General features: G+C 72.0%; 33 protein-coding genes, 1 tRNA gene and 2 pseudogenes. 5 read left to right on the forward strand and 31 right to left on the reverse strand.

The annotated features are described in order from the left end of the window. Positions 1 to 380: 380 nt before the first annotated feature. The 4 genes from Q1K26_RS22940 to Q1K26_RS22955 are packed head-to-tail and all read right to left on the reverse strand — an operon-like array spanning position 381 to position 2,675. A complete protein-coding gene (locus Q1K26_RS22940; RefSeq protein ID WP_300016839.1) occupies positions 381 to 1,154 on the reverse strand; it encodes an SRPBCC domain-containing protein in 774 nt (257 codons plus the stop codon). After that, positions 1,151 to 1,738 (reverse strand): helix-turn-helix domain-containing protein, encoded by a 588-nt coding sequence (locus Q1K26_RS22945; RefSeq protein ID WP_300016842.1) that lies wholly within the window; start codon positions 1,736 to 1,738, stop codon positions 1,151 to 1,153. The genes Q1K26_RS22940 and Q1K26_RS22945 overlap by 4 nt, the downstream gene beginning before the upstream one ends. 48 nt (positions 1,739 to 1,786) lie before the next feature. Then, positions 1,787 to 2,140, reverse strand: coding sequence for a nuclear transport factor 2 family protein (locus Q1K26_RS22950; protein ID WP_300016844.1), 354 nt, complete (start codon positions 2,138 to 2,140; stop codon positions 1,787 to 1,789). Continuing rightward, positions 2,115 to 2,675 (reverse strand): TIGR03086 family metal-binding protein, encoded by a 561-nt coding sequence (locus tag Q1K26_RS22955; RefSeq protein ID WP_300016847.1) that lies wholly within the window; start codon positions 2,673 to 2,675, stop codon positions 2,115 to 2,117. The genes Q1K26_RS22950 and Q1K26_RS22955 overlap by 26 nt, the downstream gene beginning before the upstream one ends. Before the next feature lie 339 nt (positions 2,676 to 3,014). Between Q1K26_RS22955 and Q1K26_RS28885 the strand changes: the two are divergent. Then, positions 3,015 to 3,683: pseudogene (locus Q1K26_RS28885) on the forward strand (helix-turn-helix domain-containing protein); the annotation flags it as partial. Positions 3,684 to 3,721: 38 nt separating this feature from the next. Further along, on the forward strand, positions 3,722 to 5,143 hold the full coding sequence (locus Q1K26_RS22965) for a recombinase family protein (protein ID WP_300016850.1): 1,422 nt from the start codon (positions 3,722 to 3,724) through the stop codon (positions 5,141 to 5,143). Positions 5,144 to 5,148: 5 nt separating this feature from the next. Here the strand turns inward: Q1K26_RS22965 and Q1K26_RS22970 are convergent, their stop codons facing one another. From Q1K26_RS22970 to Q1K26_RS23035, 15 genes and pseudogenes are all read right to left on the reverse strand, one after another. After that, entirely contained in the window at positions 5,149 to 5,847 is a 699-nt protein-coding gene (locus Q1K26_RS22970; protein ID WP_300016853.1) for a recombinase family protein, read from the reverse strand. Positions 5,848 to 5,879: 32 nt separating this feature from the next. After that, on the reverse strand, positions 5,880 to 6,038 hold the full coding sequence (locus Q1K26_RS22975) for a hypothetical protein (protein WP_300016856.1): 159 nt from the start codon (positions 6,036 to 6,038) through the stop codon (positions 5,880 to 5,882). 161 nt (positions 6,039 to 6,199) lie between these two features. After that, entirely contained in the window at positions 6,200 to 6,502 is a 303-nt protein-coding gene (locus Q1K26_RS22980; protein ID WP_300016859.1) for a hypothetical protein, read from the reverse strand. Further along, a complete protein-coding gene (locus Q1K26_RS22985; RefSeq protein ID WP_300016862.1) occupies positions 6,502 to 7,194 on the reverse strand; it encodes a hypothetical protein in 693 nt (230 codons plus the stop codon). Before Q1K26_RS22985 ends, Q1K26_RS22980 begins: the two co-directional genes overlap by 1 nt. Then, positions 7,191 to 7,445 carry a hypothetical protein gene (locus Q1K26_RS22990; RefSeq protein WP_300016865.1) on the reverse strand — a complete coding sequence of 85 codons (255 nt, stop codon included), beginning with the start codon at positions 7,443 to 7,445 and terminating at the stop codon, positions 7,191 to 7,193. Before Q1K26_RS22990 ends, Q1K26_RS22985 begins: the two co-directional genes overlap by 4 nt. Next, on the reverse strand, positions 7,442 to 7,915 hold the full coding sequence (locus Q1K26_RS22995) for a hypothetical protein (RefSeq protein ID WP_300016868.1): 474 nt from the start codon (positions 7,913 to 7,915) through the stop codon (positions 7,442 to 7,444). Before Q1K26_RS22995 ends, Q1K26_RS22990 begins: the two co-directional genes overlap by 4 nt. A gap of 38 nt (positions 7,916 to 7,953) precedes the next feature. Further along, positions 7,954 to 8,580 carry a hypothetical protein gene (locus Q1K26_RS23000; protein WP_300016871.1) on the reverse strand — a complete coding sequence of 209 codons (627 nt, stop codon included), beginning with the start codon at positions 8,578 to 8,580 and terminating at the stop codon, positions 7,954 to 7,956. Between the two features lie 348 nt (positions 8,581 to 8,928). Further along, positions 8,929 to 9,138 (reverse strand): annotated as a pseudogene (locus tag Q1K26_RS28890) (helix-turn-helix domain-containing protein); the annotation flags it as partial. 185 nt (positions 9,139 to 9,323) lie between these two features. Beyond that, positions 9,324 to 9,488: a hypothetical protein gene (locus Q1K26_RS23005; RefSeq protein ID WP_300016873.1), complete on the reverse strand. Its 165-nt coding sequence runs from the start codon at positions 9,486 to 9,488 to the stop codon at positions 9,324 to 9,326. Continuing rightward, complete coding sequence (locus tag Q1K26_RS23010) at positions 9,485 to 9,709, reverse strand: hypothetical protein (RefSeq protein WP_300016875.1); 225 nt, start codon at positions 9,707 to 9,709, stop codon at positions 9,485 to 9,487. Before Q1K26_RS23010 ends, Q1K26_RS23005 begins: the two co-directional genes overlap by 4 nt. 236 nt (positions 9,710 to 9,945) lie before the next feature. Beyond that, positions 9,946 to 10,917 (reverse strand): protein rep, encoded by a 972-nt coding sequence (locus Q1K26_RS23015; RefSeq protein WP_300016877.1) that lies wholly within the window; start codon positions 10,915 to 10,917, stop codon positions 9,946 to 9,948. Positions 10,918 to 11,407: 490 nt separating this feature from the next. Further along, the gene (locus tag Q1K26_RS23020) at positions 11,408 to 12,550 is read right to left on the reverse strand and encodes an FtsK/SpoIIIE domain-containing protein (RefSeq protein WP_300016879.1); all 1,143 of its coding nucleotides are present in this window, start codon (positions 12,548 to 12,550) and stop codon (positions 11,408 to 11,410) included. 154 nt (positions 12,551 to 12,704) lie between these two features. Further along, positions 12,705 to 13,067: a hypothetical protein gene (locus tag Q1K26_RS23025; RefSeq protein WP_300016881.1), complete on the reverse strand. Its 363-nt coding sequence runs from the start codon at positions 13,065 to 13,067 to the stop codon at positions 12,705 to 12,707. Between the two features lie 93 nt (positions 13,068 to 13,160). After that, positions 13,161 to 13,610, reverse strand: a complete 450-nt coding sequence (locus Q1K26_RS23030) for a hypothetical protein (RefSeq protein WP_300016883.1) — start codon at positions 13,608 to 13,610, stop codon at positions 13,161 to 13,163. Positions 13,611 to 14,173: 563 nt separating this feature from the next. Then, complete coding sequence (locus tag Q1K26_RS23035) at positions 14,174 to 14,665, reverse strand: YajQ family cyclic di-GMP-binding protein (protein WP_300016885.1); 492 nt, start codon at positions 14,663 to 14,665, stop codon at positions 14,174 to 14,176. An 80-nt stretch (positions 14,666 to 14,745) separates the two neighbouring features. Here Q1K26_RS23035 and Q1K26_RS23040 point away from each other — a divergent pair. After that, positions 14,746 to 14,827, forward strand: a tRNA-Tyr gene (locus Q1K26_RS23040). A 121-nt stretch (positions 14,828 to 14,948) separates the two neighbouring features. On the opposite strand, the gene Q1K26_RS23045 is transcribed toward Q1K26_RS23040, so the two are convergent. The 9 genes from Q1K26_RS23045 to Q1K26_RS23085 form a co-directional block, all read right to left on the reverse strand. After that, positions 14,949 to 16,331, reverse strand: coding sequence for a tyrosine-type recombinase/integrase (locus tag Q1K26_RS23045; RefSeq protein WP_300016887.1), 1,383 nt, complete (start codon positions 16,329 to 16,331; stop codon positions 14,949 to 14,951). After that, a complete protein-coding gene (locus tag Q1K26_RS23050; RefSeq protein WP_218591776.1) occupies positions 16,328 to 16,537 on the reverse strand; it encodes a helix-turn-helix domain-containing protein in 210 nt (69 codons plus the stop codon). Before Q1K26_RS23050 ends, Q1K26_RS23045 begins: the two co-directional genes overlap by 4 nt. Continuing rightward, positions 16,534 to 18,201 carry a replication initiator gene (locus tag Q1K26_RS23055; protein WP_300016889.1) on the reverse strand — a complete coding sequence of 556 codons (1,668 nt, stop codon included), beginning with the start codon at positions 18,199 to 18,201 and terminating at the stop codon, positions 16,534 to 16,536. Before Q1K26_RS23055 ends, Q1K26_RS23050 begins: the two co-directional genes overlap by 4 nt. Beyond that, on the reverse strand, positions 18,198 to 19,784 hold the full coding sequence (locus Q1K26_RS23060; RefSeq protein ID WP_300016892.1) for an FtsK/SpoIIIE domain-containing protein: 1,587 nt from the start codon (positions 19,782 to 19,784) through the stop codon (positions 18,198 to 18,200). Before Q1K26_RS23060 ends, Q1K26_RS23055 begins: the two co-directional genes overlap by 4 nt. After that, a complete protein-coding gene (locus Q1K26_RS23065) occupies positions 19,784 to 20,107 on the reverse strand; it encodes a hypothetical protein (protein ID WP_300016894.1) in 324 nt (107 codons plus the stop codon). Before Q1K26_RS23065 ends, Q1K26_RS23060 begins: the two co-directional genes overlap by 1 nt. Then, entirely contained in the window at positions 20,104 to 20,400 is a 297-nt protein-coding gene (locus Q1K26_RS23070; RefSeq protein ID WP_300016896.1) for a WhiB family transcriptional regulator, read from the reverse strand. The genes Q1K26_RS23065 and Q1K26_RS23070 overlap by 4 nt, the downstream gene beginning before the upstream one ends. Further along, positions 20,397 to 20,792 (reverse strand): hypothetical protein, encoded by a 396-nt coding sequence (locus Q1K26_RS23075; protein WP_300016898.1) that lies wholly within the window; start codon positions 20,790 to 20,792, stop codon positions 20,397 to 20,399. Before Q1K26_RS23075 ends, Q1K26_RS23070 begins: the two co-directional genes overlap by 4 nt. A gap of 107 nt (positions 20,793 to 20,899) precedes the next feature. Continuing rightward, on the reverse strand, positions 20,900 to 21,334 hold the full coding sequence (locus Q1K26_RS23080; protein ID WP_300016900.1) for a plasmid replication, integration and excision activator: 435 nt from the start codon (positions 21,332 to 21,334) through the stop codon (positions 20,900 to 20,902). A 108-nt stretch (positions 21,335 to 21,442) separates the two neighbouring features. Further along, positions 21,443 to 22,189 carry a GntR family transcriptional regulator gene (locus Q1K26_RS23085; protein ID WP_300016902.1) on the reverse strand — a complete coding sequence of 249 codons (747 nt, stop codon included), beginning with the start codon at positions 22,187 to 22,189 and terminating at the stop codon, positions 21,443 to 21,445. 84 nt (positions 22,190 to 22,273) lie between these two features. Between Q1K26_RS23085 and Q1K26_RS23090 the strand changes: the two genes are divergently transcribed. Both Q1K26_RS23090 and Q1K26_RS23095 read left to right on the forward strand, forming a co-directional pair. Continuing rightward, positions 22,274 to 23,386 carry a DUF1152 domain-containing protein gene (locus Q1K26_RS23090; RefSeq protein ID WP_300016904.1) on the forward strand — a complete coding sequence of 371 codons (1,113 nt, stop codon included), beginning with the start codon at positions 22,274 to 22,276 and terminating at the stop codon, positions 23,384 to 23,386. A gap of 211 nt (positions 23,387 to 23,597) precedes the next feature. Next, on the forward strand, positions 23,598 to 24,479 hold the full coding sequence (locus tag Q1K26_RS23095) for a hypothetical protein (RefSeq protein WP_300016906.1): 882 nt from the start codon (positions 23,598 to 23,600) through the stop codon (positions 24,477 to 24,479). A gap of 388 nt (positions 24,480 to 24,867) precedes the next feature. Here the strand turns inward: Q1K26_RS23095 and Q1K26_RS23100 are convergent, their stop codons facing one another. The 3 genes from Q1K26_RS23100 to Q1K26_RS23110 form a co-directional block, all read right to left on the reverse strand. After that, positions 24,868 to 25,173, reverse strand: a complete 306-nt coding sequence (locus Q1K26_RS23100) for a thioredoxin family protein (protein ID WP_300016908.1) — start codon at positions 25,171 to 25,173, stop codon at positions 24,868 to 24,870. Between the two features lie 45 nt (positions 25,174 to 25,218). Further along, entirely contained in the window at positions 25,219 to 25,578 is a 360-nt protein-coding gene (locus Q1K26_RS23105; protein ID WP_300016910.1) for a VOC family protein, read from the reverse strand. A gap of 792 nt (positions 25,579 to 26,370) precedes the next feature. Then, positions 26,371 to 26,601 carry a hypothetical protein gene (locus tag Q1K26_RS23110; RefSeq protein WP_300016912.1) on the reverse strand — a complete coding sequence of 77 codons (231 nt, stop codon included), beginning with the start codon at positions 26,599 to 26,601 and terminating at the stop codon, positions 26,371 to 26,373. Positions 26,602 to 26,614: the final 13 nt, after the last annotated feature.

The following is a 26,614-nucleotide window of genomic DNA, read 5'->3' on the forward strand; positions in this document are numbered from 1 at the left end:
TCGAGTTCCGCCCGACGCTGCAGGCACAGCGCGACGACGCCCACGGCAAGGGCCAGATCGGGCGCCAGAAGGTCTTCGACGGCCTACTCCAACGACTGGACCAGACCGGGGCTTGACACGATCACCTGCATAAGTACAACCACCGCCGGCTACACGGCGAGCTGGGCCTCGTCCCACCCGCGGAGTACGAGGCCCACCACACGGCCACCCCCACCGCCCGGCAGCCCGCCGGCGGATGACAACGCGGTCTCCACGAAACCCGGTACTTGACAGGCGTGCTCCGCCCGGCTCCCGGTTCCGAACCGGTGATCACAGCTCGGCGAGCCGCGAACGAGCCGACACCTCACGGGCTGGTCGCGCCCCGCCCACCCCTGCGGCGGTCAGGCCTGCGCCATCTCCGCCGGAGCCGGGAACAGCCGCATCAGCCACTCCTGCCACGCCGCGGTGATCGCCTCGTCGTCGACGGGCTCGCCGTAGAAGTAGTGGTAGGCGCTCACGCCGCACCCGGCGTCGCCCTCCGCGCCGATGCGGTGCAGTCCGTGCGCCGACCGGACGCCCAGGAATTCCGGGCTCGCGACGTCCACGACGCCGGTGATCGGGTCCGGGCCCTCCGGTCGCAACGTGACCGTGTCCCCGACGGAAGGGTGCCCGGTGAGGCCGAGCGCCGCGTGCAGCACCGGCCAGACCTCGGCGGCGCCGCCCGGCGTGAAGCCCATCGCGAGCGCGTTGCGGACCGGCTGCCCCGCGAAGTGCTGCAGGTAGGTGCGCAGGTTGCCGAAGAACAGGTCCCAGCCCTTGTCGAAGCTGTCGTACTCCTGCTCCCAGCCTTCGTCGGTGAATCCGCTCTGGGCGAACCGCAGCACGGTGCCCCCGCCGTCGCGGCCCTCGACCAGGAACTCGAAGGCGTAGTCGGCCCCCTGCTCAGGCGGCTCGGTCGAGCCGTAGGCGAACCGCTTGCCGGGCTCCCAGGCCGTCACGCGACCGGTGGCGTCCATGCCGCCACCGAACTTCGACGTGACGACGCCCCCTTGGCGGGGTTCCACCTCGTGCGGCACGAACCAGGTCGAGATGCCGGGGCCGGTGGCGATGGCGTCCCACACCTGCTCGGGGGTGGCGTCGAGCTCGACGGTCTTCTCCAGGCGGCGGTCGTTCACGGGTTCTCTCCGATCGTGGGGTGGACGGCGACGACGACCCGGTGCGGGCGTCCGCCGGGTGCGCTGTCGTCGTGGTACTTGCCGATCAGTGCGGTGACGGCGGTGGTGAGCTCCTCGGCGAACGCCGCGCGGTCGGCGGCCGAGGCGAACCGCACCTCGCCGTCCATCGCGAGCGTGGCCAGTCGCTTGTTCGCCTTGGTGGCTCCGGCGATCAGCTCGCCGACCTCCCGTACCGTCCGGGCGGCGACGGCCACGAGCCACCGGGCCGAGAGCCGGTCGGGGGAGCGGCGGGGGTCCGGCGCCATGGCGCCGAGCGTCGAGGGGGAGATGACGAAGCTCGCCGCCGTCGCCCGCATGACACGCTCGGTCATGTTCCCCCGCCGCCGCTCCTCCACCAGCTCGACGAGCCCGTGCTCCTCCAGCGTGCGCAGGTGGTAGTTGACCTTCTGCCGGGTCAGCCCGACGGTCGCGGCCAGTGTCGTGGCCGACCCCGGTTCGGCGAGTGCGGCCAGCAGCCGCGACCGGATCGGGTCGAGCGAGACGCCGGCCGCGGCCGGGTCGTCGATGACGGTGAGCTCCTGCACGGGAGAACACTCCCACCGACAAGAAAATTTGTCAAAGCCCCACCGACCTCACCCCTTGACGTACGCCGGCTTCTCGGCCACCAGGCCGCCGCGGACGGTGAACACGTCGATCCCGCGCACGTGCCCGCCGCCCCACGAGTAGCGCCGGCGGACCACCACGCGGTCCCCGGCCTCGATGATCTCCTCGGTCTCGAACGCGCCGTCGGGGGAGGCGGTGAACAGCGCGGTCCACGCGGCCCGCACCGCGTCGGGGCCGACGTGCCGGGCCCCGTCCGGCGGCGAGGTGTCCTCGAACACGCAGTCCGGCGTCATCGCCGCCATGATCGCGTCGACGTCCCGCGTGTCGAAGGCCTTCTGGAACCGTGCGACGGCGGGTTCACGGCGTCCGCCCGAACCGGCCAAGGAGCACGGCCTGCGGTCCCGCCCCGGCGGGCACCTCGACCCGTGCGCCGATCACACCCATCTCCCGGTACAGGTCCTCGGTGGCGCCGAACCAGTCCAGCACCGCGGCCACCACGTCGTCGTCGAGCGTCTCGTCGCCGCCGAGCGCGCGGGCGAGGTCCCAGGTGTGCACGAGATGGTCGGCCGAGAGCTGCAGGACGTACTCGCGCGCCGGGTGGTCGCCGAACGACAGATGCACGGTGCCCTCCACCGCCCCGTCGGCACGTACCGCGGCCAGTGCGGTGGCCGCGGCCTCGTCGAGCGTGGCCACCGGGTCGGCGCCGAGCAGGTCCCCGTCGAAGCGGTCGCCCACCTCCTCGATCGTCGCCCCGCCGAGCAGCGGCGGCGTCCACCGCTCCTCGTTGACGAGGTGGTTGACGAGCTCCCGCACGTCCCATCCGGGCAGCGGGGTGGGCGCGTCCCAGCGCCCGTCGACGGCGTGCACGCGCTCGGTGAAACCGGCGCTGCACCTGACATAGATTTCGCGTACGTCCACGGTGGTCAGCATGGACCGACTCGCGCCCGACCGGAACGGGCGTAGTCCGACGCGCCCCACCGGTCGACGACGGGCACCGGCTCGTCGCCGGGCGCCCAGGCGTCCGTGCCCGGGCGGGAGCGCGGTGACCTGGCCCGGCGTGGCGTCGAGGATCCGGCCGGCCGGCGTCTCGATCCGCAGGGCGCCGCTGACGTGTACGCCCCGGGCCGCCGTGGCGCCGGCGCTCGCCCGGGACGGCCGGCACGGGGTGTCGCCCGCGCGGCCGGCGGAACTGTCGGTGGGCTCGGGCATCCTGGCCACGTGAACCTGTCCACCACGAGCGAGTACGGCGTGCTCGGGGTGCGCGACGTCGACTTCACGCTCGACCGTCATCCACCCGCACCCGACCTGGCCGGGCTGGTGGAGCGGCACTGGCTGGTGTCCTGGGAGCTGCCACCGGACCGCACGGCGTCGGTCACCCTGCTGCCGCACCCCTGCGTGAACCTGGTGCTCGACGGCGGTCGCCTCGCGATCGCCGGTATCGGGCGGGAGCGGTTCACCTACACCTACCGCGGTACCGGCCGCGTGTTCGGCGTCAAGTTCCGGCCGGGAGGTTTCCTGCCGTTCCTGGGCGCCCCGGTCGCCGAACTCGCCGGCATGCCGGCCGAACAGCTCTGGGGTCCCGCCGTCACCGCGCTGGCGGCGCGCATGGCGGTCGCGGGGGGCGTCGACGAGCTGGTCGCGGCGGTCGAGGGATTCCTGCGGGCGCGCTGGCCCCCGCACGATCCGCAGGTGGAGTGGGTCGGCCGGATCGTCGCCGCGTTGCTGCACGACCGCACCATCGCCCGCGTCGACGACATCACCGACCGGTTCGGCATCCGGCCGCGCACGCTGCAGCGGTTGTTCCAGCGCTACGTCGGCGTCAGCCCGAAATGGGTGCTGCGCCGCTACCGTCTGCACGAGGCTGCGGCCGCGCTCGCCCAGGATCAGCACCGCCCGTGGGCGGAGGTGGCTGCCGAGCTGGGCTACTACGACCAGTCGCTTGTCAACCTGTCAGACTCTTTCGCATGCCCCGCGCTGCGATCTACTGCAGGATCTCCAAGGACCGTGTCGGGGCCGGCCTCGGCGTCGAGCGGCAGGAGCAGGACTGCCGGGCCCTCGGCGACACGCTCGGCGCGCACGTGGTGGCCCTGCACGTCGACAACGATCTGTCGGCGTACAGCGGCAAGCCGCGGCCCGGGTACCTCGCGCTGATCGAGCAGGTGCGGGCCGGTGAGGTCGACGTGGTGCTCACGTGGCACACCGACCGGCTACACCGCTCACCGGTGGAGCTGGAGGGGTGGATCGACGCGACGCAGGCGCACGGGGTCAGCGTCCACACGGTGAAGGCCGGCCCGATCGACCTCGCGACCCCGTCCGGGCGGATGGTGGCCCGTCAGCTCGGCGCGGTCGCCCGCTACGAGGTCGAGCACGCGATCGAGCGGCAGAAGGCGGCAAAGGCGCAGGCGGCCGCAGCCGGGAAGTTCCGCGGCGGCCGGCGGGCGTTCGGGTTCGAGCCGGATGGCATCACGGTCCGCGCGGTCGAGGCTGCGGTCATCCGCGAGACGGTCGACCAGGCCCTCGCCGGGGAGTCGCTGCGCTCACTCGCCGCGGGCCTCAATGAGCGCGGTGTCGAGACGGCCGGGCCCGCGGAACGGTGGACCCCGACGGCGCTGCGGAAGATGCTGACGCGGGCCCGGAACGCCGGTCTCGTCGAGCACGAGGGCGTGGTCGTCGCGGATGCGGAGTGGCCGGCCATCGTGGACCCGGCGAGGTGGCGCAACCTCGTGCGGATGCTGTCCGATCCGGAGCGTCGCACGGCGCCGATGCAGACGTCGGAGCGCTACCTCGGCAGCGGGGTCTACCTGTGCGGGCGGTGCGCGGACGGGACGCCGATGGTGCTCGGTGCGACCACCCGTCGGACGCGCAGCGGCGAGCGGCGGCCCGCGTACAAGTGCAGGAGCTCCCACCACCTGACGCGCCTGGCCGAGCCGCTCGACGAGTTCGTGCGTGACGTGGTGGTCGGACGGCTGTCGCAGCCCGACGCGCGGCTGATGCTCGCCCCGGTCGAGCGTCGCGTCGACGTGGAGACGCTGCACGAGCAGCGCGCGGACGTCGAGGCCCGGCTCGCCGAGTTGGCCGGCCTGTTCGCCGAGGGCGTGCTCACCGGGGCGCAGCTCGCCGAGGGGACGCGCGTGCTGCGGGCCGAGGGGGATCGGCTCGACGGGGAGCTGAGCGCCACACAGGGCGTCTCGCCGCTCGCCGGGTTCGCGGACGCCGAGGACGTCGCCGCGGCGTGGGAGGCGGCGCCGATGGGGCGGCGCAAGGCGGTCATTCGCGCCCTGATGACGGTGATCGTGCTACCTGCGAACCGGGGCCGGCCGCAGGGGTGGCAGCCGGGCGCCGGCTACTTCAACCGCGAGTTCGTCAAGATCGAGTGGCGCGCCTGACCTACCTACTCGGCGGCGAGCTTGGCGGCGTCCTGGCCCTGGTAGACCTTCCGCACCGTCGCCGGGTACCAGGCTCGCCCGCCCTGCGCGGTGGGCACCTCGTCGGCGGTGAGGGCCCGCGCGATGGCGGACCAGCCGAGCCCGGCGTCGTGATCACGGACGATCCGCTCGACGACCTCGGCGGGCAGGCTCGACGGGCGCCCGAGGCGGACCCCCGCGGCGCGCTTGGCGGCGAGGGCGTCGCGGGTGCGGGCGCCGATCATGCGGCGTTCGAGCTGGCCGAAGGACGCCATGACGTTGGCCATCGCCTCACCGGCCGGGGTCGAGGTGTCGACGCCGAGGTCGGACGCGACGAGGGCCCACCCGGCGCGCTGGGCGCGTTCGAGCAGTCCGGCGGCGTCGCGGACGGAGCGGGACAGCCGGTCGAGCTTGGCGACGACCAGGGCGGCCGCGGTGCCGGTCTCGACGGCGGCAAGGGCCTCGGCGAGCTGCGGACGCCCGTCCAGCGACTTGCCCGACGCTCCGGCGTCCTCGTGGACGGCAACGAGGGTCCAGCCACGGCGGGCGCACTCGGCCTCGATGGTGGCTCGTTGGGCGGCGAGGCCGGCGCCGCTGTCGGCCTGCTCGGCGGTGGACACGCGGATGTACCCGACGGCCGTCCCGGCGGGGGCGGTACGGGTGCGGCGGGTGCGGGTGGCGGCCATGCGCCCAGCCTATACCAATTGGTCGTTTGGTATCAACGGGGAGGGCTCACGGCGTCGAGCGCATCCGCCGCGCCGGCCAGATAGGCGCGCTCGACGGCGGTCGCGTCCATCTCGCCCGCGTCGATCACGGCGAGCAGCGCGCGGAGCTGCTCGGCCACCTCGGCCGCCACGGGCGGTGTGGTGCTGGGCATCGGATCTCCTCCCGGTGGGTTGCTAGTGTCCGCCGCGAGTCGACCCGCGGCTCGAACAGTGCGGGCCGGTGTCCGTGCGGGGCACACACCCCGGACACCGGCCCGGCACAGCGACCCGATCAGTCGCGCTCGGCGAGGACGGCCCGGCCGTCGAGCACCGGCTACCCCTCCTCGGCGGCGAGCTGCCGGCCGCGCTCGGCCCGCTCACGCCGCGCCCGGTCGATCTCCTCCGGGTCGCCGAGCACCTCGACGAGCAGGCCACGACGGCGGGCCTCCTCCACCTCGGCCGGCGCCAGACCGGCCAGGTCCGCCCGGTCGAGCTGCACGCCCGCGTCCAGGTCGACCGGGGCCACACCGCCGAGCAGGACGGCGAGCCGCCCGGCCGCGCGCGCCTTCTCGATCTGCGCGGCCGTCATCCCGGCGAGGGCCTGTCGGTCGAGCTGCGCCACACGCGGGGCGCCCATCAGGCCACCTCGGCGGCGGTGATCTCGACGACCTCGCCGCGGGCGAGCTGCCGGGCCAGCGCCTCGGGCAACTCGCGGTCGGCCGGCCGCTCCCACACGACGCCGTTGGGGGTGCGGAACCTGCGGTGCGGGACGTCGGGTGCGGGCCGGGCAGCCTTCGCGGCCCTCGCGGCAGCCGCGCGGTGGCCCGCGATCGCGGACTCGGCGAGGCCGAGCACCTTCTCGGGCGAGAGGGTGTGGTGACGGACGTTGCCCGCCTGGACGCGGCTGGACGATGCGCCCCACATCCAGCCGGCCCGGGCACCAGCCGAGAGCGCCTTCTCGTCGAGGCCGAGCGACTCGGCACGCCGGATCAGCGCGCCGACCCGGGCGTTGTGGTCGGCGACCTGCGCGACGTACGCCGTCACGGCGTCGCGGACGCGCTGGTCGAGCTCGTCGAACGGCTGCTCGCCCAACGCCGTGATGTCGGCGGCGAGCTGGTCGACCGCGGCCTCGCGGGCGGCGGCGGCGTCGGCGGCGGCGCGCCGCTCGGCGGCGGTGGCGTGCAGCCCGTCGAGCACGGCGCGGTCCCGCGCGACCCGCAGGTGCTCCGCGGTGACGGTGGTGTCGCCGTCGCGGATCGCCTCCTCAAGCTCGGCGAGGGTGCGCACGTCCTCCACCGGCTCGGCCGGGGTGGTGCTGGTCTTGGTCATCGGTGGATCTCCATTTCGTCGCCGGCGGCGAGGGTGCCGCCGGAGGTCTGTTCGGCGCGGCGCCGGACGTGTTCGGCGGCGACGGTGAGCCGGCGCAGCACGTCGAGCGCCTCGGCGGCCACAGCGTTGGTGCTGGCCTCTGTCGGCTCGTCGACGAACTCCCGCAGCTCGGCGAGGGTGCGCTGTAGCCGGCCGTGCTGGCGGGCCACCTCGCGGCAACCGGTCGACTGCGCGCGAGTGCGGCCGGTCACGGGACGCCCCCGGACCGACGGAACACGTCGCGGGCCTGGACGAGCCCAACGGCGATGTCGTTCGGCGGCCGGTAGCGCACGCCGCCGCGGGTCGGGGCGTGCTGCTCGCCGCGCTCGGCGATGGCGAGCAACGCCGCGGCGGCATCGGCGGCGAGGGTGTCCGCGGCGGCCCGCACCTCGGGGTCGCGGTGGCGCCGCAGACGGGCCAGGACGCGCCGCAGAGCGTCGTCGGCGGCACCGCAGCGGTAGCCGACCGCGGCAGCCTCGACGGAGTCGTCAGTCGGTCCGGGCGGGATCGTCCTCGCGTGCGTGCGCGATCCCGCGCGCGGCGACCCCCGGTGTCCGGGGCGCGGTGACACCTCGCCGTCGTCGGCCACGGCGGCTCGCGCGCATCGTTCCTCCGACTCGGCGAGAGGGTGCGGGGCGGCTGGCGGGCGGTCGTCGGGGCCGGTCGGTGAGCGGTCGGTCATGGTCCCTACCTCGAGTATTTTTGATCTTGAACGGTCGGTCACGCGGCCAGCCCGGCGCGCCGTCTCCTGTCGGCCTCTCGTCGCCAGGTGAGGACGGTGTCGACGTCCGCCCCGGACTGCTCGGCCACCTCCTGCGGCGACTGCCCCCGACGGAGAGCGGCAACGGCGCGGCGACGCCTCTCCCGATCGCGGTAGCGCTGGACCTCGACGAGGAGCTGAGCCGCGCTGTGACCGCGCGGGAACCGAGCGGCCACCTCCTCGGGCGCCTCACCGGCCAGCACCGCAGCGAACCCCTCGACGCAGTCGCGCTCGGCTCGGCACTGGTCGACGGCGAGGGTCGTGACGTTCAGCCGTTCGGCGAGCTGGTCATGCGGCTCGCCGCCCCGTGACGCCGTGACCGCTTCGGCGACCTGGTGGTTGCGCACCCGCCAGTAGGGCTTGGCCACCCGGGCGGGCGCAGCCTTCGCCGTGGTGGCCGGCTTTCCCTTCTTCGCCGTCTTTTTCGCCGGTGCCTTCGCACCCGGGGCCGGAGCGGGTGCCGCCTCCTGGGCCAGGCACGCGCGCAGGTACGCGGTCTCGTTCTTCACCGGCGCACTTGCCTGGCCGATCTTGCGGGCGATCCACGCCTCGGCAGCGCCCTGGGTGTAGCCCTTCGCCGCCATCACCTCAGCGACGACCCCGGTGGGCCCGCTCTGCTCCGTCGAGGGCGTCGCAGCGGCCGCCGTAGCGTCAGCGGAGGCGAGCCGCGTAGCGGCGTCCGATCTTCCTCTCTTCTCCCTCCCTGGGGGTCGGGAGAGATCGGAAGGATTGTGTGTCAGAGAGTCACAGGGGGTGTGTCCCTCTGGCACAGGAGGTGTGACTCTCTGACACAGGTCCGGGGAGGGGGAGGTGTGACTCTCTGACACACCCTCGGATGAGTGCGAGGTGCCCTCCGCGGTCGGGAAGAGGAGGGCGAGGCGCCACTCGGCGGGCAGGCCGGGGCCAGTCGGTACCCGCTCGATCACCCCCAGCTCGGCGAGCCGTTCCTGTGCTCGGATGACCGTGCGGCGGTCGAATCCCGAACGCTTGGCGAGGGATGCGTGAGCGGCGTAGCAGCGGGGGTTCTGCTCGGTGGCGGGCCACGCCATCGCCGCCAGCACTGCGCGGGCCGTGCCGTCGATCTCCGCGGCGCGGGGGTGCTCCATGCAGCGAGTGGGCGCGAGGCCGGCTAGATAGGCGGTCATCGGGTCACCGCCGTATCGCCGTGCGTGTGGCGCCAGACGAACCGGCGCCCATCGGCGCGGGAGGTCGAGGCGGGGGGTTTGGTCGTCGTGTGCTGGGTGGGCACGGGGTAGGATCTCCGTTGCTGGGATGAAGTTGTGCGACGTGGCCGGGCCTTGGGTGGGCCCGGCCGTTCGCGTTCGTGGGGTCAGGCAGCGGCCGACGACGGCGCAGAGGCGGCGGTGTCGGCCGGGGCGCGCAGCAGAGCCGTCACGCGGCGCCTGGTCTCGTCGGAGAGCGGCGGCGCCTGGTCGACGATTCGGCGCACCCACTCGTCTTCGGCGGCTGCGGTGGCGACGGTGTGGTCGGTCATGCTGCGGGTGCCGTGTCGACGTCGAGCAGCTCGGCGACGCGGCGGCGCTGCGCGGGCGTCAGCGGCGGCGAGGTGGCGAGCACGCGGGCCACGTGCCGGGCCAGGGCGTCGGCGGCGACGGCGCACCGCAGTTCGACGACCTCGGGGTCGGTGGCGCCGCGGTGGCGCTGTAGGGCGTTGAGCCTCTGGCGACGGCTCAGGAGCGCGGGATCGACCGCCATGGCGGGACTCCTCCGGGACTCGCGGGGACCTGGACGCGGTTACGGGTGCGGGTCGGGTGCGGTTCGAGAAGGAGGGCGTCACCGGAGCAACGCTCGATGCCACACTAGCGGCACCGATCGACGGTCAACGGGGGCCTGACCTGCGAACATAGGGACGGCTTGCTACAGTTGTGGATCATCAGTGCAGGTCACGACGACCATCAACGCGCCACAGGCCGGTAACCGTCGGTGATAGTTCACCCGGACGGACCAGCGACCGGCCGGGTACCGCGGCGGCACCGGAACCACCCGATCCGTCTCGCCGTCAACCACTCCGCGGCCGCGGCCGGGCCGTCCCGCTCGGCCACGTCAAGCAGCTCGGCGAGGTGTGGACGCAGGGCCGGCCACGACTCGGGTTCGACCGCGAGGACGTCCTCGCCGCCGTGGTCCTGCTCGGCGATCTCCTCGTCGGTCAGCTCCCGGCGCGCACCGGCCCACTCGCGGAAGCCTTTCGACCACGCGACCTGACGCCGACCCCGGGAGACCTGCTCCCACTCCCACCACAGTTCGACGTCGTCAGCGAGGCCGGTGTCGAGGGCGTCGCGCAGGATGGCGAACGGGGAGCGGTTGCCGCGCCTGCCTTCCTTCGCCGACCCGCCGGTGATCTCGCACGTGATCTTGCTCAGGTACTCGGCGACCGCGTCGAGCGATCCCGTGCCCATGTCGACCGGGCGCACGTCGAGCCCGCCGCGGTCCTCCAACGGCGCCGCCAGGCCCTTGCGGACGAGGGCCCGCTCCCACCGGCCGAACCACGCCCCGCCGAGCTCCTGGGCCATCTCACGGCTGAGCGGGCCGTCGAACGCCACGAGCACATGAACATGAACATGCCAACCGTTCTCCCCATGGGTGACCTCGACGACCCGCACCTGACCGAGCACCCCGAACGCTGCCCGCTCCCGCTCGACCGCCCGCCCGGACGTCACCGCCCGCCACCCCCCGGAGACCCCGTTCCACAGCTCGGCGAGGGACTGCCCGGCGCGGTGCCGCGTCGTGAACGTCAGCAGATGCACCGACCCGCCCGCATCGGCGACCGCGGCGAGCACCTCGCGCAGCTCGTCGGACCGCTGCCCGGCGATCTTCCGCGAGCAGACCGGGCACGCCCACGGCGAACCGCAGGACTGCAACCCTGCGACCCCGGCACGCCGGTTCCCCTCGCTGTCGGTCGTCACCCGCAGCACCGGCCCACCCGTCGCCGTATGCGTCACCCGGCCGCAGTGGCGCAGTCTCGGGAGGCTGGTCCACTCCCACAGCCGGGCACGCCACGCGAGGGCGTCACGGCGACGCTGACGGCGCCTCTCATCCCGGGATGCCTCGACGGCCTCACCTACGGCGGAAGCCTTATGCGCAGTAGTACCAAGGGCCGGGCTGCGCCCGGCCGCCCCCGCGCCCCCGACTCCGTCGGGCGCGGGGGCCCGGCGGCCCGTCACCGGGTGTCCTGCGGGGCGCCTCCGGCGGCACTGCCGTGGGCACCTCGGCTCCGGCAGGGGGTCGCGCCCCTGACGCCACGTCGGCCCCGGAGGGCAGCACGGCCGCCGCGGGACCCGCAAGGCTGGGCAGGCCGGCGGCGGTCATGCAGGCGGGTTGCGGGCCCCGCACCGGCCGTGCAGCGGCAAGCCGGCCGACGTGACGGCAGGGGCGCGGGAACGGGTCGTGTGGGGCTCACGCGAATCCGAGGGTGGTGCGGGTGACGGCCGCGACGTACTCGCCGTAGGAGGCCACGTAGGGCGCGCGCAGGCGGAACGTGGGGCGGCCGGGCCACCCCACGAGCGCGATGCCGGCCGGGGCGGTGGCGTGGTCTGCGGCGAGGTCGTCGGAGTCGGGGTGCAGCAGCCGCAACGACTCGGCGTTGTCGACGCGGAAGCTCAGCCGGCCCTCGCACTGGGCACGCTCGGCGCCGCCCACGATGGTCGCCTCGGCGCGCTGGGCGACCAGCACCACCCGCAGCCCGGCTTTGTGGCCCTCGGCGAGCAGGCGGGCGACCAGGGCCCGGACGCGCTTGCCCTGCTTGGGGTCGGTGGCGTCGAGCGCGCGCAGCGTCGCGGGCCACTCCTCCAACACCACGGCCAGCAGCGGCGTCCCGACGTCGAGGGGGAGCACGTCGAGCCGTGCGGGCATCGCGGCGAGCCGGCGGTCCATCTCGGCGACGAGCTCGGCGAGGACGGCCTCGATGCGGGCGAGGTCGGCGAGGCCGCGCACCTGCCGGCGGGCGTGGCGGGTGTCGACGAACGGGCGCAGCGTCAGCCCGGACGGGTCGACCCCGGCGACCTCGACGTCACGGCGCGCGGCGAGCTGCCCGAGCAGCGAGTACAACCACCGGGACTTGCCCGAGCGGGTGGCGCCCTGGACGGCGAGGTGTGGCAGGTCGGCGGGCTCGACGCGCAGGCACCGGCCGTCCTCGCCGCGGCCGATCAGGACTCCGGGGCCGGGCGACAGGGGCAGCGGGTCGGCGAGGGGGTCGGCGGCGAGCAGGGTCACGCGGGCGTGGTCACCGACGCCGAGCGGTTCGACGCGGAGCGCGCGGGCGCCGAGGTGCGGGGCGAGCCGGCGCGCGAGGGCGCGTAGGTCGGTGACGGTCTGCCCGGGTTCGAGCCGGACGGTCAGCACCGCGGGCGGGCCGAGCACGACATGCACGAGGCGCGGCGCGATCACGGTCGGGCCGGTCACGGTCGACACGGTGCGGACGAACCCGGCGCCCTCGGCGGCCCGCGCCCATGCGTCGACGAGAAGGTCGACCTCGGCCTCGTCTAGCCGGTGGGCGTGGCGGGCGACGTGGCGGCCGCGGATGGCGTCGAGCAGGGTCACGGCGGGGTGTCCTCTGTAGACGGGACGGCCCCGGCGAGCCGTGGGGGTCGGCTCGGCCGGGGCCGTCGAGGGGGTGACGCGCCCCGGGTGTGTCCGGGAGTGCGCCGGTGGGGAGATCGCCCGGTGGTGCGTCACCGGGACGTCTGCGGGCCGCTCAGGCGGCCTTGGCGGCGGCGGACTCGATGGCGTCGGCGGTGAAGCTGTAGGCGACGCGGTTGGTGCCCTGCGCGACGTAGCCGAGCGCGACGAGGTTGACGAACCGCACCGGCTGCCACTTCGCCGTCACCGGCTCCTCGTAGGAGGCGACCTTGACCCCGATCACCTCGGCGCGGTCGGCGGCGTCGTCGTCGACCAGGACGTCGACCACCCACATCGGCACTCCGTTGTCGTCGGCGTCCTGGGCGTCCGGGACGCGGCGGCGGGTGCCGTCGGACAGCTCGGCGTACTTGGCGCGGGCGGCGGCCTTGCCGGTGCCGATGAACGTGACCTTGGTCGTGTCGACGGGGATACGGCGCATGACGATCTCCTGTGTTTGTGCTGGTGAGGGTGCGACCGCGCGCGGAAGGGTGCGGGCGGACAGGCGAGGGCGCCGGGTGGCGCCGGGGGTGGGTCAGCCCTGCGGCGAGGCGGGCGCGGTGCCGCCGTGGCGCTCGCGCAGCCGGCGGGCCATCTCGGCGCGGTCGATCTCGGCGAGCAGCTCGTCGCCGTCGTCGCGGGTCATGCAGCCGTGCTCGACCTGACCGGCGATGCGGGAGCGCAGCCCGGCGAGCACCTCGTCGACGTCGAGCCCGGACGCGGCGGCCACATCGGCGAGGGTGGCGCCGTTGCGGATGGCCTCGGTCTGGCTGAGCCACTCGAACGAGAGCAGCATCTCGGCGAGGGCGCGGGCGGTGGCGAGCGCGACCAGCGCGGCGCGGGCGACGTCGGCGGCGGTGCGGGGGGCGCCGATTCCGTGGCGGGCGTCGACGAGGACGGCGTCGGCGGCGGTCAGCGCGTCGAGCAGCTCACGGCGGGGCGCGGCGCGGTAGTCGTGCGGGGTGGGGGTCGGTACGGTGCTCACAGGGCCGGGCTCCATCCGGTCTAGGTCCCGGATACGCGGTGTTGGTAGCACCGGCCGGGACCGCCATATCGGGCAAGTCCCGACCAGACTGGCCTTTGCTCAGTCCCACTTCATCCGCGACTTCACCGCGGCGATCGGCATGACGCCCGTCGCCTACGCGGCGGCGTGCAGGCGGAAGGTGGCACCGGTGAGCGCGTGAGGCTCCGCCCGCGGCCCCCACACCTTCCACCCTCCGGCAGGAATCCGCCGCGGCGAGGCCGCGGTCGTGCTGTACCGCAAGAACCGGCACGATCTCGGTCGCCGGCGAGCACGATCTGCCCGTCCTCCGGACGCGGACGGACGTCGATGTGCCGGGCACCGAGCCTGAGCGCTCTCGTGACCGTCAGTCTGCTGGTCCGCGAGGGATCTGTCGGTCAGGCCGACGTGCATCTGGTTCGTCCCCGCCTCCTGCTCCCGAGTGGGGGAGGACCCGTCTCCCGGCCCCTGGACACCCGCCCAGGACCGCGTGAGCCGGAGCGGGTCGTTCGCGTCGACGCGGAGCGCGACGAGTCGGCAGGTCGCCGCTACCGGTAGTTGGTGAACTGCAGGGCGATGCCGAAGTCCTTGCCCTTCAGCAGTGCGATGACCGCCTGCAGGTCGTCCTTCTTCTTGCCCGAGACGCGCAACTGGTCGCCCTGGATCTGCGCCTGCACGCCCTTGAGCTTCTCGTCGCGGATGGCCTTACTGATCTCCTTGGCCTTCTCCGACTCGATGCCCTGCAGGATCTTGCCGCCGACCTTGTAGACCTTGCCCGAGATCGCCGGCTCGCCCGCCTCGAACGCCTTCAGCGAGATGTTGCGCTTGATCAGCTTCTCCTTGAAGACCTCGACGGCGGCCAGCGCCCGCTCCTCGGTCTCGGACTCGATCGTCAACGCCTCCTCCCCGGCCCAGGCGATGCTCGTGCCCGTGCCGCGGAAGTCGAAGCGCTGGGAGAGCTCCTTCGCCGCCTGGTTGAGGGCGTTGTCGACCTCCTGCCGGTCGACCTTGCTCACCACGTCGAACGAGGGGTCTGCCATGCGGTCCTCCTGATCGCCGGGGCCGGGAGCGAACCCGGTCACCGGCTGTCGTATCCTTCTCCAGCGCTACGGCGCACCGGGGCAGGTTGCCCGAGTGGCCAAAGGGAGCGGACTGTAAATCCGTCGGCTTAGCCTACGAAGGTTCGAATCCTTCACCTGCCACACCCCGCAGAAGCGGCCCCTGACCAGCAGATACACGGTCAGGGGCCGCTTTTGGTCTGTCCGGCTGTGTCCAGCTCCGGACGGCTGTTTACGGCCATCCACGGACGCATCACGGACGCGATCATGAACTTCCCAACCTCAGCGCCTCTTCGACCCGGCGCCGGACCGTCGCGTCCTGGCCGGAGATGCACTTCGCGTAGACCCGGAGCAGCACGTCCACGCTGTGCCCCGCCCACGCGGCCACCTGGGGCGCCGGAACCCCACCGTTGAGCCACGTGGACACCGCGGCGTGGCGGAGGTCGTAGGGCCGACGAGCGAGCGGAGAAGCCGCCTCCTCTGTGCTCAGCACAGCAGCACGGGCGACCGCCCAGCGCCGGCCGTACAGGCTCTCCGAGAGCGGCCCACCCCGCACGCCCCGGAACAGCCGGCCATCGGGAGTCGTCCCGTGGTCGTCGAGGTGCTGGTGCAGCAGCGCGGTCAGCTCCGGGGGAGAGGGCACGACCCGGACCTCCTCCGTGCCCCGGTGCTTCAACTGGCGAGGCTCCCGCCGGGTGCCGGACTCACTCCACGACCGCCCGGCCGAGGGTGCCGACGTGCTCAGGTACAACTCGCCCCACCCCTTCGCCGGGAGCGACAGCGCGTCCTTCCGAAGATCGACGGCTTCCCCGGGCCGGAGCGCGGCGTAGTACATGACCCCGAAGAACGCGACCAGGCGCGCGCCGACCGGTTCCTGTGCCCGCACCGCGTCGAGCAGCGCCCGAGCCTGCCCGTGATTGATCACCACCCGCGGGTTCACTGCCTCGGTGACCTTCGGAGCGCGCCACTTGATCGACGCGACCGGATTGCCGGACAGGTGCCCGAGCTCCACCGCGTACTCCACGGCGTTGTAGAAGATCGCCCGCTTCCGCGCCACCGTCGATGCCGCAGCCGGCTTCCCGTCCATCCGCAGCGCCAGCGCATCGAGAGCCGGCCGCAACACCCCCGGATCGGCGAGATCCCGCACCGGCCGGGTGTTCGCCGCGACCCACCGCTCCGCCCGCCGATGCGCGTCATCCGGTGGCCCGCTCGCCCGACGCCGGGCGTTGAACGACCAGCCGTAGAGCGCTGCACGCATCGCCTCCGGTCCCGGCCGGCTCTTGACGGACGCGAGCAGCGCGGGCGTCACGGTGGCCAGCGAATCGGCGATGCCCTGACGGCTCTTGCCCGCAGCGTGCGGCCACTTCATGTCGACATAGGCGCACGCGTGGTCGTACCAGCTCACCGCCGCCTCCTCCGGCCGATCCCAGGTCATCGGCCGCCCGGTTGCGACCGAGAACGGCTCACCGCGCCGGGTCGCCGACACCAGATCGGACCGGAAGCTGTCGGCCATCGCCCGTGTCGGGAAGCTGTCGTGCCACTCCTTGCCGCCGACCAACCAGCGCACCCGGTAGGTGGTCCCGCTCGCCCACGCGCGCTTGCTGACGCCCCAGACACGCACGCTGTAGGTCGTCGGATCGCCGCTCATGCCGCGTCCGCGAGCGAGGCCAACCAGGAGTCCAGATCATCGCGCCGGACCCGGATTGCTCCGTTCGGGAGCCGCACGCATCGAGGGGCCTTCCCGACCTGCCGCCACTGGTAGAACGTCGACCGGGCCACCTGCAGCTCCTCGCAGAGCTGGTCCACCGTCAGCTGCTCCACGACCGTCCGGGCCACCGTGGCCACGCGCTTCACGCCGCCTCCCCAGCAGTTGCCGAGCGATCGTCGGGTGGATCGCCGGCCAGGGCCTGGGCGGCGGTGTAGTCGGCTTTCCAGCGCTGTCGCTGCGAGATCGCGTGCAGCAGCAGTGCAGGTCTCGTCGGCACGTCCGGATCACCGGGCCGGGTCTTCTCCCACTCGAACGGCCCGTCATCCACGGCGTAGCCGGGGCGCACGCCGGCCCGGTCGAGGAGTTGCCGAACGAACTCGGCCCGCTCGGCCTGGTGGTCGTCGAGCGTCTTCCCGGACCACTTGCGCGAGACCAGGACGCGACGTCCGCCGATGCCGAGGTGCTCGGGCCGGTGCGCTTTGCCCTTGCACTGCCCGGGGACTGCCGTGTGTCTGACCTTCTTCGGCTGCACGCCGTACAGCAGCCAGATCGGGCACTGCGGCGAGCACGGCGTCTTCTCCAGCTCGGCGACCAGGCGGCGCCGGTGCTCGCGTTGCCGAACGCTGGGGTCCTCCACCATCCCGGCCGCCTGGGAGACCGACTTGGTGAGGTACTTGGTCAGGTAGCCGATGTGGCGGCCGGCTTCTTCGGTGCCGCCGAGGATGCCCTTGACGTGTACCTGCGCCCCGAACGTCACCGTGTGCCCGGGGGTGAGCAGCACCTCCGGATCGGTGGCCGCGTCCCAGGTGGGCAGCTCTGCGCCGGTGTCGGGGTCGACGAACCCGTGGGTGTCGTCGTTCCACACGGGCGCGTGGTCGCCGCGATATACCTGCTCGTCGTGGTGGGGCCACCACACCTGGTGGTAGGTGGCGGCGGTGATGGCCCGCAGCTCGGCGCGCGGAATGCTGCCGCGGATGGCGGCGTGGAAGTGCGGGGCCCCGCGCTTCTGGGGCTCGATGGTCCCGAAGTACTGGACCTCCCAGCCGACGCAGCGGCGGGTGTTCTGCCAGAATCGGTCCACCGCCTTCGGGAAGTGGATCGCGTCGCGGGCCGCCCGGCGGTAGTCGTAGTTCGCCGGGTCCAGCGCGGCCCCGTCGCCGTCCACCCGCCCGTAGGAGTCCAGCGTCAGCGTCAGGAACGTCGACGGCCGGTACTTCCCGCCGAACACCTGCCCGAGCGTGCGCTTCTCCACCGGCCGACGCGGCAGGTTCGGCGCGTCCTGCCGCCGCCGGGTGGACCGCTTCACCGCCGGGCGGTCGGGCGGATCGAGCGGTTCCAGCCGGCCCGTCACACCGGCCCGGCGCAGCTCGTCGTCGAGGACGGCGACGGTGTTGCGGATCGCCTCCCGCTCGGTCTCGTCGGCCTCCTCCTGGTAAACGACGTGCAGATCCGCCCGCACGGCCAGCAGCTCCTTCTGCGTCTCGGTGGGCGCCGGCCGGTCCGGAATCGGTTCGTGCTCGAGGTGCCAGCCCTCCCGGCACTGAGTCATCCGGGTCCGGCGGCACTTCTCCGCACACGGCCGGCACAGGTCCTCCCGCCGCGCCCCGCACGGGACCGGGACGACCTCCACCCGGCCGGTCGTGAGGTCGATCCGCCGCATCGCCAGCGGGCGGACACAGACCCCGTGGTCCTCCGCGAGCTGCTGCGCGACGTCCCCGGACAGGGACATGAGCGCCTTCTGCGCGCGGGTGAGTTCGCCGTACTCGACCGTCCCAGCCGTCGGATCGGTGGTGGTGTCGGTGGTGGTCATGCGGGGCCTCCGATCGGGTGCAGAGCCGGGACGAGCAGCGCGAGAGGGCCGCCCTGGGCCGGGATGGCCAGCCCGGACGGGGTCGTGACGAACCGCTCCAGGTCCTTGATCACGTGATCGGGCACCCACGCTGAGCGGACCCGGAGGGGTTCGCGGATGCCCTCGCCGAACAGGTAGCCCACCCCGGGCTCGTGCTCCCCGATCCGGTTCGCCCACGCCCCCCGGTCGTAGGCGTGCTCGCCCAGGACCATGGACACGTGGCTCTTGGAGGCGACGCGTAGGCAGATGCGGCGCGGGAACAGCTCCCGGACCGGGACGGTGTCCTTGGTCGGTTCCTGGACGTAGCCGCGCACCGAGTACCCGAGCGCGCGGCCCTGCGTGGTCAGCAGGGCGACACGCTCGACGATCGCTTCGCGGGTCTTCCTATCGCCGACGTAGCGGACCAGGGCGCCGATCTCGTCGAACTCGATCAGCTCCAACGGGAACTCCCGGCTGATCGGCACGACCCGCTTGTAGGTGGAGAAGCGTTCCTTCCTCTCGGTCATGCCGTCGATCAGGTCGTCGAGCAGCGCGAGGGCGTCCTTGCTGGTGGAGGCGTAGCGGTGGAACACCCGCCGCCCGTAGGCCAGCTCCATCCCCTTCGGGTCGATGGCGGAGACCCGGACGAGGCCGTCGCGGATGGCCGGGGCCATCGAGATGATCGGCGCCCAGGTGAACGAGTTCTTCCCGGCTCCGGTGGAGCCGGCCACGAGGGTGTGGCTGCCCTCGATGGCTTGGAACCAGTCCGTGCCGTATTCGGTGCGCCCGGACCAGATCCGGCGGAAGTCGATGTGCTCCCCGAGCACTCCCCACAGCGCACCGAGTGGCTGGCAGTCGACGACGGAGGCCAATCGGTCGTGGCGCTGGTAGTCGATCGACACCAGGTTCGGGCCGAGCTCGCGGACCTGGCACCGGGTCACCCCGCGCGCGACGGCCAGCGAGCGAGCGGCGGCGTCGAAGTCCTCCGGGGTCTGCCCCGGGACCAGGCGCACGCGGACCTCATCCCAGGAGCCGCCGGAGCGGACCCTGACCACCCGGGGCACCTCATCGGGCCGGCCGGTTGTCGTGGGCCGGACCATCGAGCGGCGGAACGGGTTGACCTGCACGTGCACGCCCGGGTCCCGCTCGGTGACCGTGAGGCCGCAGGCGCGGAGCCAGCGGGGCATCTTGCGGGCGTAGACCGCCCACCGCAGCCACCAGGCCCGTAGGTGGCGGCCGGCCCACGGCTCGAAGGAGTCGTGATCGCAGTACCGCCAGCCGAGCAGTCCGAGCCCCAGGACGCCGAGCGTGATCACGAGCGAGAGCCAGCCCAGGACGTAGCACCAGCCCACGACGAACGCGGTACCGATGCTGGTGCGCCAGTGCTTGACGATCCAGCGCCCGAGCTTCCACGCGCCCTTCACGAGGAGCCAGGCGGTGACGAACACGACCGCGACCGCGGCCAGGGCTTCAAGCAATTGGGTCAGCCAGCGGCCGAGCTTGTGCAGCATCCACAGCCCGGCACCGGCAACGAGCGCAAGCAACACGAGTTGTGCGGTGGTCATCAGGCCACCTCCCGAGTGGTGGCCGGGCCGGCGGCCCAGCGCTGGTGTGCGGCCTGGCGGGTGACGCCGAGCCGGGAGGCGATCTCGCCCCAGGAGTAGCCGGCCTGCCGGAGGCCGGTGACGGCGTCGCCGATCGCGGCATCGAGATCGGCCGACAGCGCGGCGAGGTCGGGCAGGGCCTCGACATCACCCGCGGCGATCCGCCGGCCGGCCGCGCGGATGATGCGGCGGCCGAACGCGGCGAACTCGGAGTTCTCCACCACCCGTGGCGACCGTCCGGCCGTCAAGGTGGCGTTGACGCGGGATCGGGTGCGGGCGCTCACGCGGCCACCGCCCCAGGCCGGGCCGAAGCGGGTTGGCGGCCGGCGAACAGGTCGGCCCGCTCGTCCGGGGTCAGCCCGGCGGTGATGCCCCACCGTCGGGCCGGGTCCTCGCCGGTCATGACGTCGAGCAGGCAGGCCAGCCGGACCGGGCAGCCCGCGCAGATTTCGCGGGCGGCGGTGACGGCGGGGCCGGTGGGGTCGAGGTCGAGCGGGTAGAAGATCTCCGCGTCCACCCGGGCGCACTCGGCGTCGCGGCGCCAGTCACGGCCGGTGGCGGTGGTCGTGGCGTTCATGGGGTCACCCCCAGCTCGACCCAGTTGGACAGCGCGCCCGCGGCGTCGGAAGTGGGGCGGTGCTCGGCGCGGGCGCGCCAGTCCGCGGCGAGGTCGCGCCAGAACCGGGCCCGGTCCCGTTCCTGGCACTCCGCGGCGATCGCGGCGTGCCGGAACACCGATTGCACGCCCGGGTCACAGCGGGTGCCGACGACCAAGACCCGCCACCAGCCAGCGGCGCGCGCGCAGATCATCGCCAACTGCTCCGCGCGCTCGGCCCGCTCGGCGTCGGTGCCCGGCCGGGTCGCGGCCAGGACCTGGAACTGCCGGTAGTAGTCGTTCGTCGCCGTGGCGACCCGATCCGCCACGGGCGGCCGGTCGATGTCGGTCGAGGTGTTCGGGTGTGTACTCATCTAGGGTTCGTGTCCTTCCGGGACTCGGATTCCTTGCCAGGGGTTGGGGACTAGGGAGATCAGGAGGGGAGCCCGGTTGCCGCCGTGGCTCCCCTCCGCCATGTCGTTCAGGCGGCCTCCCCGGAGTTCGCCCGGGGCGCCGGCTTGCCCGCGCCGGCCTGCTGCGGGGCGCGCATCGCCGCAGCGCGGAAGCTGTAGGCCACGCGGGCGCGTCCGCCGTTCTCGTTGAGGTACGGCGTGACCGTCAGCCCGTCGAACTCGACCGGGCGGAACGGCATCCCTGGGATCGCCTCCGGCGGGACCGGCTGGTGCGGGGCGGAGATCTTCACCGTGACCGTCTTGGCGTCCTTGCGGGCGTCGGGGTCCGGGTCGAGCACCGACACCGACCACACCAACAGACCCGAGTCCTTGTCGGTGGCCTGCACCGGGCGCTCCCGGGTCGAACGCTCGAAGTCCCGCACCGGCTCCACGTCCCCGACGACATACGCGCCGTGCGGGAACACGTCACCGTGGTTGACCTTGAACTTGCCGTTGATCGCCATTGCGTCTCCTGTGTGAGCGGCAGACCGTGTGGCCTATGCCACTTACCACTATAAGTGGCATAGGCCACTGACGCAACGGGGGTGTGGACAACCCCGCCGGGGGAGGGGCTACCGGGCCAGCGGGTACTCCTGGCGGAAGGCCCAACGGTCCGACGGATACGTCGCATCATCGAACTGGATCGGCAGGTCAGACGAGTCGTAGGCGGTCAGTCGGTAGACCAGCACGGCCGCCGGCCGGGGGAGTTCGAGCACGCGGCGTTCGTCGGCCGTGGCGAGTCGCGCGGCGACCTGATCGCGGGCGTACTCGGACTCGCGCCCGGTCACCTCAGCGATGTACTTGCCCGTCCCACCCAGCAGCCGTTCCGGGTACAAGAGGCGAGGCGCCTGCTCGGCGAGGTCGGGGGCAAACCACGACGTCGACAGCTCGATCGGCTTCCCACCCTCACCGCGGAGCAGGCGGGTCCGGCGGATTACGTCACTGCCGGCCGGGAGCTGCAACGCCTCGACGACGTGATCGGCGCCGGCCACGATGTCGGTCGCCAGGAACTCCACCGACTCCGTCGCCCCGTACATCGTGCCGAGATCACGGCCCCGCTCGTACCGCTCACGGGCACGCGGCGCGGACTGACTCGCCCGGACGTAGGTACCCGAACCCTGCCGGGACTCCACGAGGCCCTGCACGCGCAGCGACTCCAGAGCCCGAGCCGCGGTCGGGCGAGCCACGCTCCACCGCGCGGCCAGCTCACGCTCCGACGGGACCTCATCACCGGGGCTGAGGTCCCCGCGGACGATCTGGTCGCGGATGTGGCCGGCTATCTGCAGGTACTTGGGGAGCACCTTCTGGATCTCGGGCATTGCCCCTCGCGCTCATCAACTGTCCTATGCCACTGGCCACTCTAGGCTCCTGGCGTTCACTGGAGTTCAACTAGGGTCGCGCCTGTGCGGACACTGATTGTCGCCGCCGGGGGCGGTGGAGACGCCATCACCGGCGCCGCTATCGGCGGCCGCCAGGGCACGTCCGGCTTGCCCGTCGTCATGACCTACTCGTGGGATCGGCTCATGATCGACCCGCTTCCCGGTCCGCGGATCGCCGCAGACTTCACCGGACTGCATCAGCTCGCGCCGCATGTGCTCGAAGTGGTTGCCACGACCACGCCGATTGGTAGCGCCGGCTCATCACTTCCGCGGCTCGCGGCCGAGCTGCCCGCCCGTCTGCTGTTGCTCGATCCGAGCGGGGGAGCGGTCGGGCTGGCCCGTCAGATCGCGGCCGCCGTCGAGTTCTTCCAGTTCGACGACATCGACCTGATCGACGTCGGAGGCGACGCCCTCACCGATGGTGCAGACCCGGGACTGCGCAGCCCGCTCGCGGATCAACTCGCGCTCGCGGCGTGCGTGCGAACCGGAATCCCGGCACGACTGCTCATCACGGGTGCTGGTCTCGACGGCGAGCTACCTGCCGCAGTGATCGCGGAGCGACTGGCCAGGCTCGACGCGCAGCACCTACCCCCACTCGATGCCGAGGCCATCGCCCCCGTTCGCCAGGTGTTTGGGTGGCATCCGTCCGAGGCGTCCGGACTGCTGGCCGCAGCGGCCGCGGGGAGGCGTGGAAAGGTCGAAGTCCGGGACGCCGGCGATCACGTCGAAATGACAGACGCCACGACGATGCTGTCTGCCGTCGATGCAAAGCGCGCTGCCGACATGACCCCCGCAGTGCACCTAGCCGTTGCTCCGTCGCTCGACAACGCTGAGCGAATGATTCGGGAGGTCACCGGAATTTCGGAGATCGCCTACGAGACCAAGAAGGCTGCACGGCTCGCCGCCCACCAGGCGCACGAACCGACCACGGCCGACCTTCCCGCCGTTGACCGTTTCGCTGACGACGCCAGAGCGCATGGCGCTGACTTCGTCAGCGTCCGTCGCCTATCGGAACTGCTCGGCGCAACCACGCTACCCGCATTCGGCGCCCTGACCGATCTACTCTCGACCGACCGCGCAGAGCGCTACGAATTCTCGCTCTATCGGACCGCCTCTGGCCGTCGCTCTCTCCGCTGACAACACCGCTCTGGTCAGTCGTGTTCAGAACGTCCGCCCACTTCAAAGCGGTGCCTGCGGCGCCGCGTGCAACACTGCGCTCGATCAGCCGCAAGCGCCCGCCCCTGGGCTGCGTCCTCCGGCCGGGCCGGTCGGCGTGCGGCCGAGATGATAGAGCCGTCATGCGACGACAAGTCGCGCCGATCGCACAAATTCAGGAGGAGACTATGCAGTGCCCGACGAACTGACAGCAAAGATTGATACCTGGCTAACGAAAACAGGCTATCCGCTTGAAATGCGAGTGGCGCAGCGACTGATCTCCGAGCAGCTCGGCGCAAAGTGGGAACGCGAACCTAATGTCCAATATACTGACCTCATAACAGGTCAGAGTCGAGAGACGGACTACTACTTGGACTGGTGGGAGGACGGCCCTGTGTTTGAGGTGCTCTCACGTATCGTCATAGAATGCAAGAGCACGGCACAGCCATGGGTCGTGTTCCGCCGGCCAGCCGATCATGGCCGCGCAGCTTCTCTATTTGATGCGCGCTCGAATTTGACCTACTACTGGCAGCAAAAGACAGGACAGTTGTCAGCACTGGTGGATGCTCTCGAATCGTATCTTGAGGGTCGACTAACTGCGTGGCCGCTTCCAGGCTATTCAATTGACGAAGCGTTCAAGGGTGCCGGTGAGCGCGATGTCGCGTATAACGCTGTCCGGCAAGCCGTGGCCGCTGGCGTTGGCGTTACGACAACCCCAATTTGGGATGACGACCACTCGGTGCCCGGCTACTCAACTGTTGCCCCCATCGTGCTCACGACAAGTCCCCTTTTTGAGGCTCAACTTAGCAGCGATGGACAAACGGTGGTCTCGAAATCAGTGACACGGACCTCTGTGCGAGTTGAGTTGCCCGGATTGTCTGGCTCCACCAGGGTAATCGTAGTGAACGAGAAAGAGCTCGACACAATCGTTTCTGACTGTCGCGCCCTCGAACGATACCTGCCCGAGTTTGCTAGAATTTTCAGCCCAGAACTGATCAAGGTGCTCGGGGAGGCGCCATTCAGGCTTGACGGTGTGCCAGCGTCACCCAATAGGCAATCTCCGCGCGTGTATTGATGTTGGACGCACCGACTGGCGCGAGACCCTGAGCTGCGCAGCAACGTCGGTCTTCGTCTCACCGCGCTGCACAGCCAGCACGGCGCGTTACCGCTGCTCGACAGCGGTCACGTCCACCAGGACGAGGAGCAGGAAAGCCCGATCAGGCCCGAGCGTCAAGCATCAGGTGAGACCGCAACGTCAAGCATCAACCGGGACCGGACAACGCACTGCCGTACTTCGCTGCCGAATCTGTCTCTATGGGATCAAGCGCGCCGCCTCCGGCGGCGCGGGGCCGGCCACGCCGGCCCCGGCACTCGCTCACTACACCTCCGGCCCGTTCGCGGCGCCGTGGCCGACTACCCGGCCCCCCTGCCAGAAGACGAGCGAGCGTGCCCCCAGGACTGATTCAGCGACAAACGACCCGACGTAGCTCATCCAGCGACGGCGCGCCGGACACCCCGTCAGCAGACCGGTAGACCCGACACGACAGGTTCGCCGCCGGCGTCGCCTGATCCGCGAACGGATCCACCCCGTCGATCAGGACCGTGGGCGACCCGGCGAATGCAGGCGCCGATCTGACCGTGCCCTCGGTGACCGTGTGCACCATGATCTCGATGTCGAAGCGCCCGGCATCGTCGAGCGCCAGGCGCAGACGTTCGTAAGCCGGCGCCTCATTCGGGCAGTCCGGCACCACCAGCAGCTCGATCCGCATAGGCACGAGTGTGCCCGCTCAGATGCAGAGGCGCCGCTCGCTGGCTCAGTCGTTGCGGCCCATCCGGATCAGATTGCCGCTGGGGTCCTTCACGCTGAACTCGACCATGCCCCACGGCTCGACCACGACGTCACTCACCGGTAGGCCCTGGTCCTTCCACCGTCGATGCCACTCCACGGGATCGGCGATGTGCACGTAGCAGGCTGCGGTGTTGTGCTGCGGGTCCAGATCGGCCCGCAGGTCCAGGTGCAGGAGTTCGGCCTCTCCGTGCATGACGAAGGCGTACTCGGGGCTGTAGTCGTCGACGCGCAGCCCAGCCCGGGTCCAGAAGTCGCGGGCTGCGGCCATGTCGTGCACCGCGAAGATCGGGGTGATCGCAGGACGGGCGACGAGGCGTCCGGCCATGTTGTGGACGCAGCTCCCACATAACGCGATGTCGGGGTGCTGCCCCAACCGCGATACGTCCTCCGCTGGCCGGGGTTCGCCGCAGCAGCCACAGGTCACGGTGGTCTGGTCCGCTACGTCGGTCATGGCGCCCCCTCGGATTTGCCGCAAGCGTAGCGGGGGAGCGTCGGTGCGAGCCTGACTTCACGCGAAGGCGTACGAACAGTGGGCGCTGCCCACACCCGGCACCGCTCGGAGATCAGGGGGAGTGCGGCGGGGGTGGTGATCTCCTCACGGCGCGCCCGAGGGCTACCGGCCCAAGGGGGTGGGGGCAAGGCGGGAGGACGTGCCTTGCCCCCACCCCCTCGACCCGGAAGGGTTCCACCCGCGCCGTGAGGAGATCACCACCAGCACTCGGCGTGGACGGGCAAGAATGGGCCGCGCGGACTATGCGCGGACGCGGAGGGTGTGGGCGCGGCTCCGCCGCAGGTCAAGACCAGGTTGACAGTCCACTGTAAATCCGTCGGCTTAGCCTACGAAGGTTCGAATCCTTCACCTGCCACACCCCGGTCTACGGCCCTCTGACCTGTGAGAACAGGTCAGAGGGCCGTAGTCGTACCGGTCGGCCTCGGCTCGTCGTCCCATTCCCGCGTCCGGGCGGAACCGAGGCCGCCCGTCCCGGGACGCGCGGCCGGGCGCCTCGGATACCCGCCGGAATGTCGGGCACACCGCGACCGTCGTCGTGCGTCTCGGCGCACGATGTGACCCGCGGGAGATGCGCGGGCGGCCGGTCGGTGAACGGGTCCCGGCCGGTCAGGAGCCGGTGGGCGGATCCACGCTGCTGCGCTGTTCGGCGACGTCTGCCGGATCCGCCTCGTACGGCATCTCGGTGTCACGGTCGCCGTCGGTGGTGTCGACGGGTGCGTCGGGGTCGATCCAGGGGTCGGTCTCCGGCTCGGCCCCCGGGTCGGTCTCCGGGTCGGCTCCGGGGGCGACCAGCTGGTCGGCCTCGTAGCGGGTCTCGAGGTCACTGTTCGGGTCCACGGGAGCGGGGTAG

Origin of the sequence: Pseudonocardia sp. (assembly GCF_029263155.1) — a bacterium.
GTDB lineage: Bacteria > Actinomycetota > Actinomycetes > Mycobacteriales > Pseudonocardiaceae > Pseudonocardia.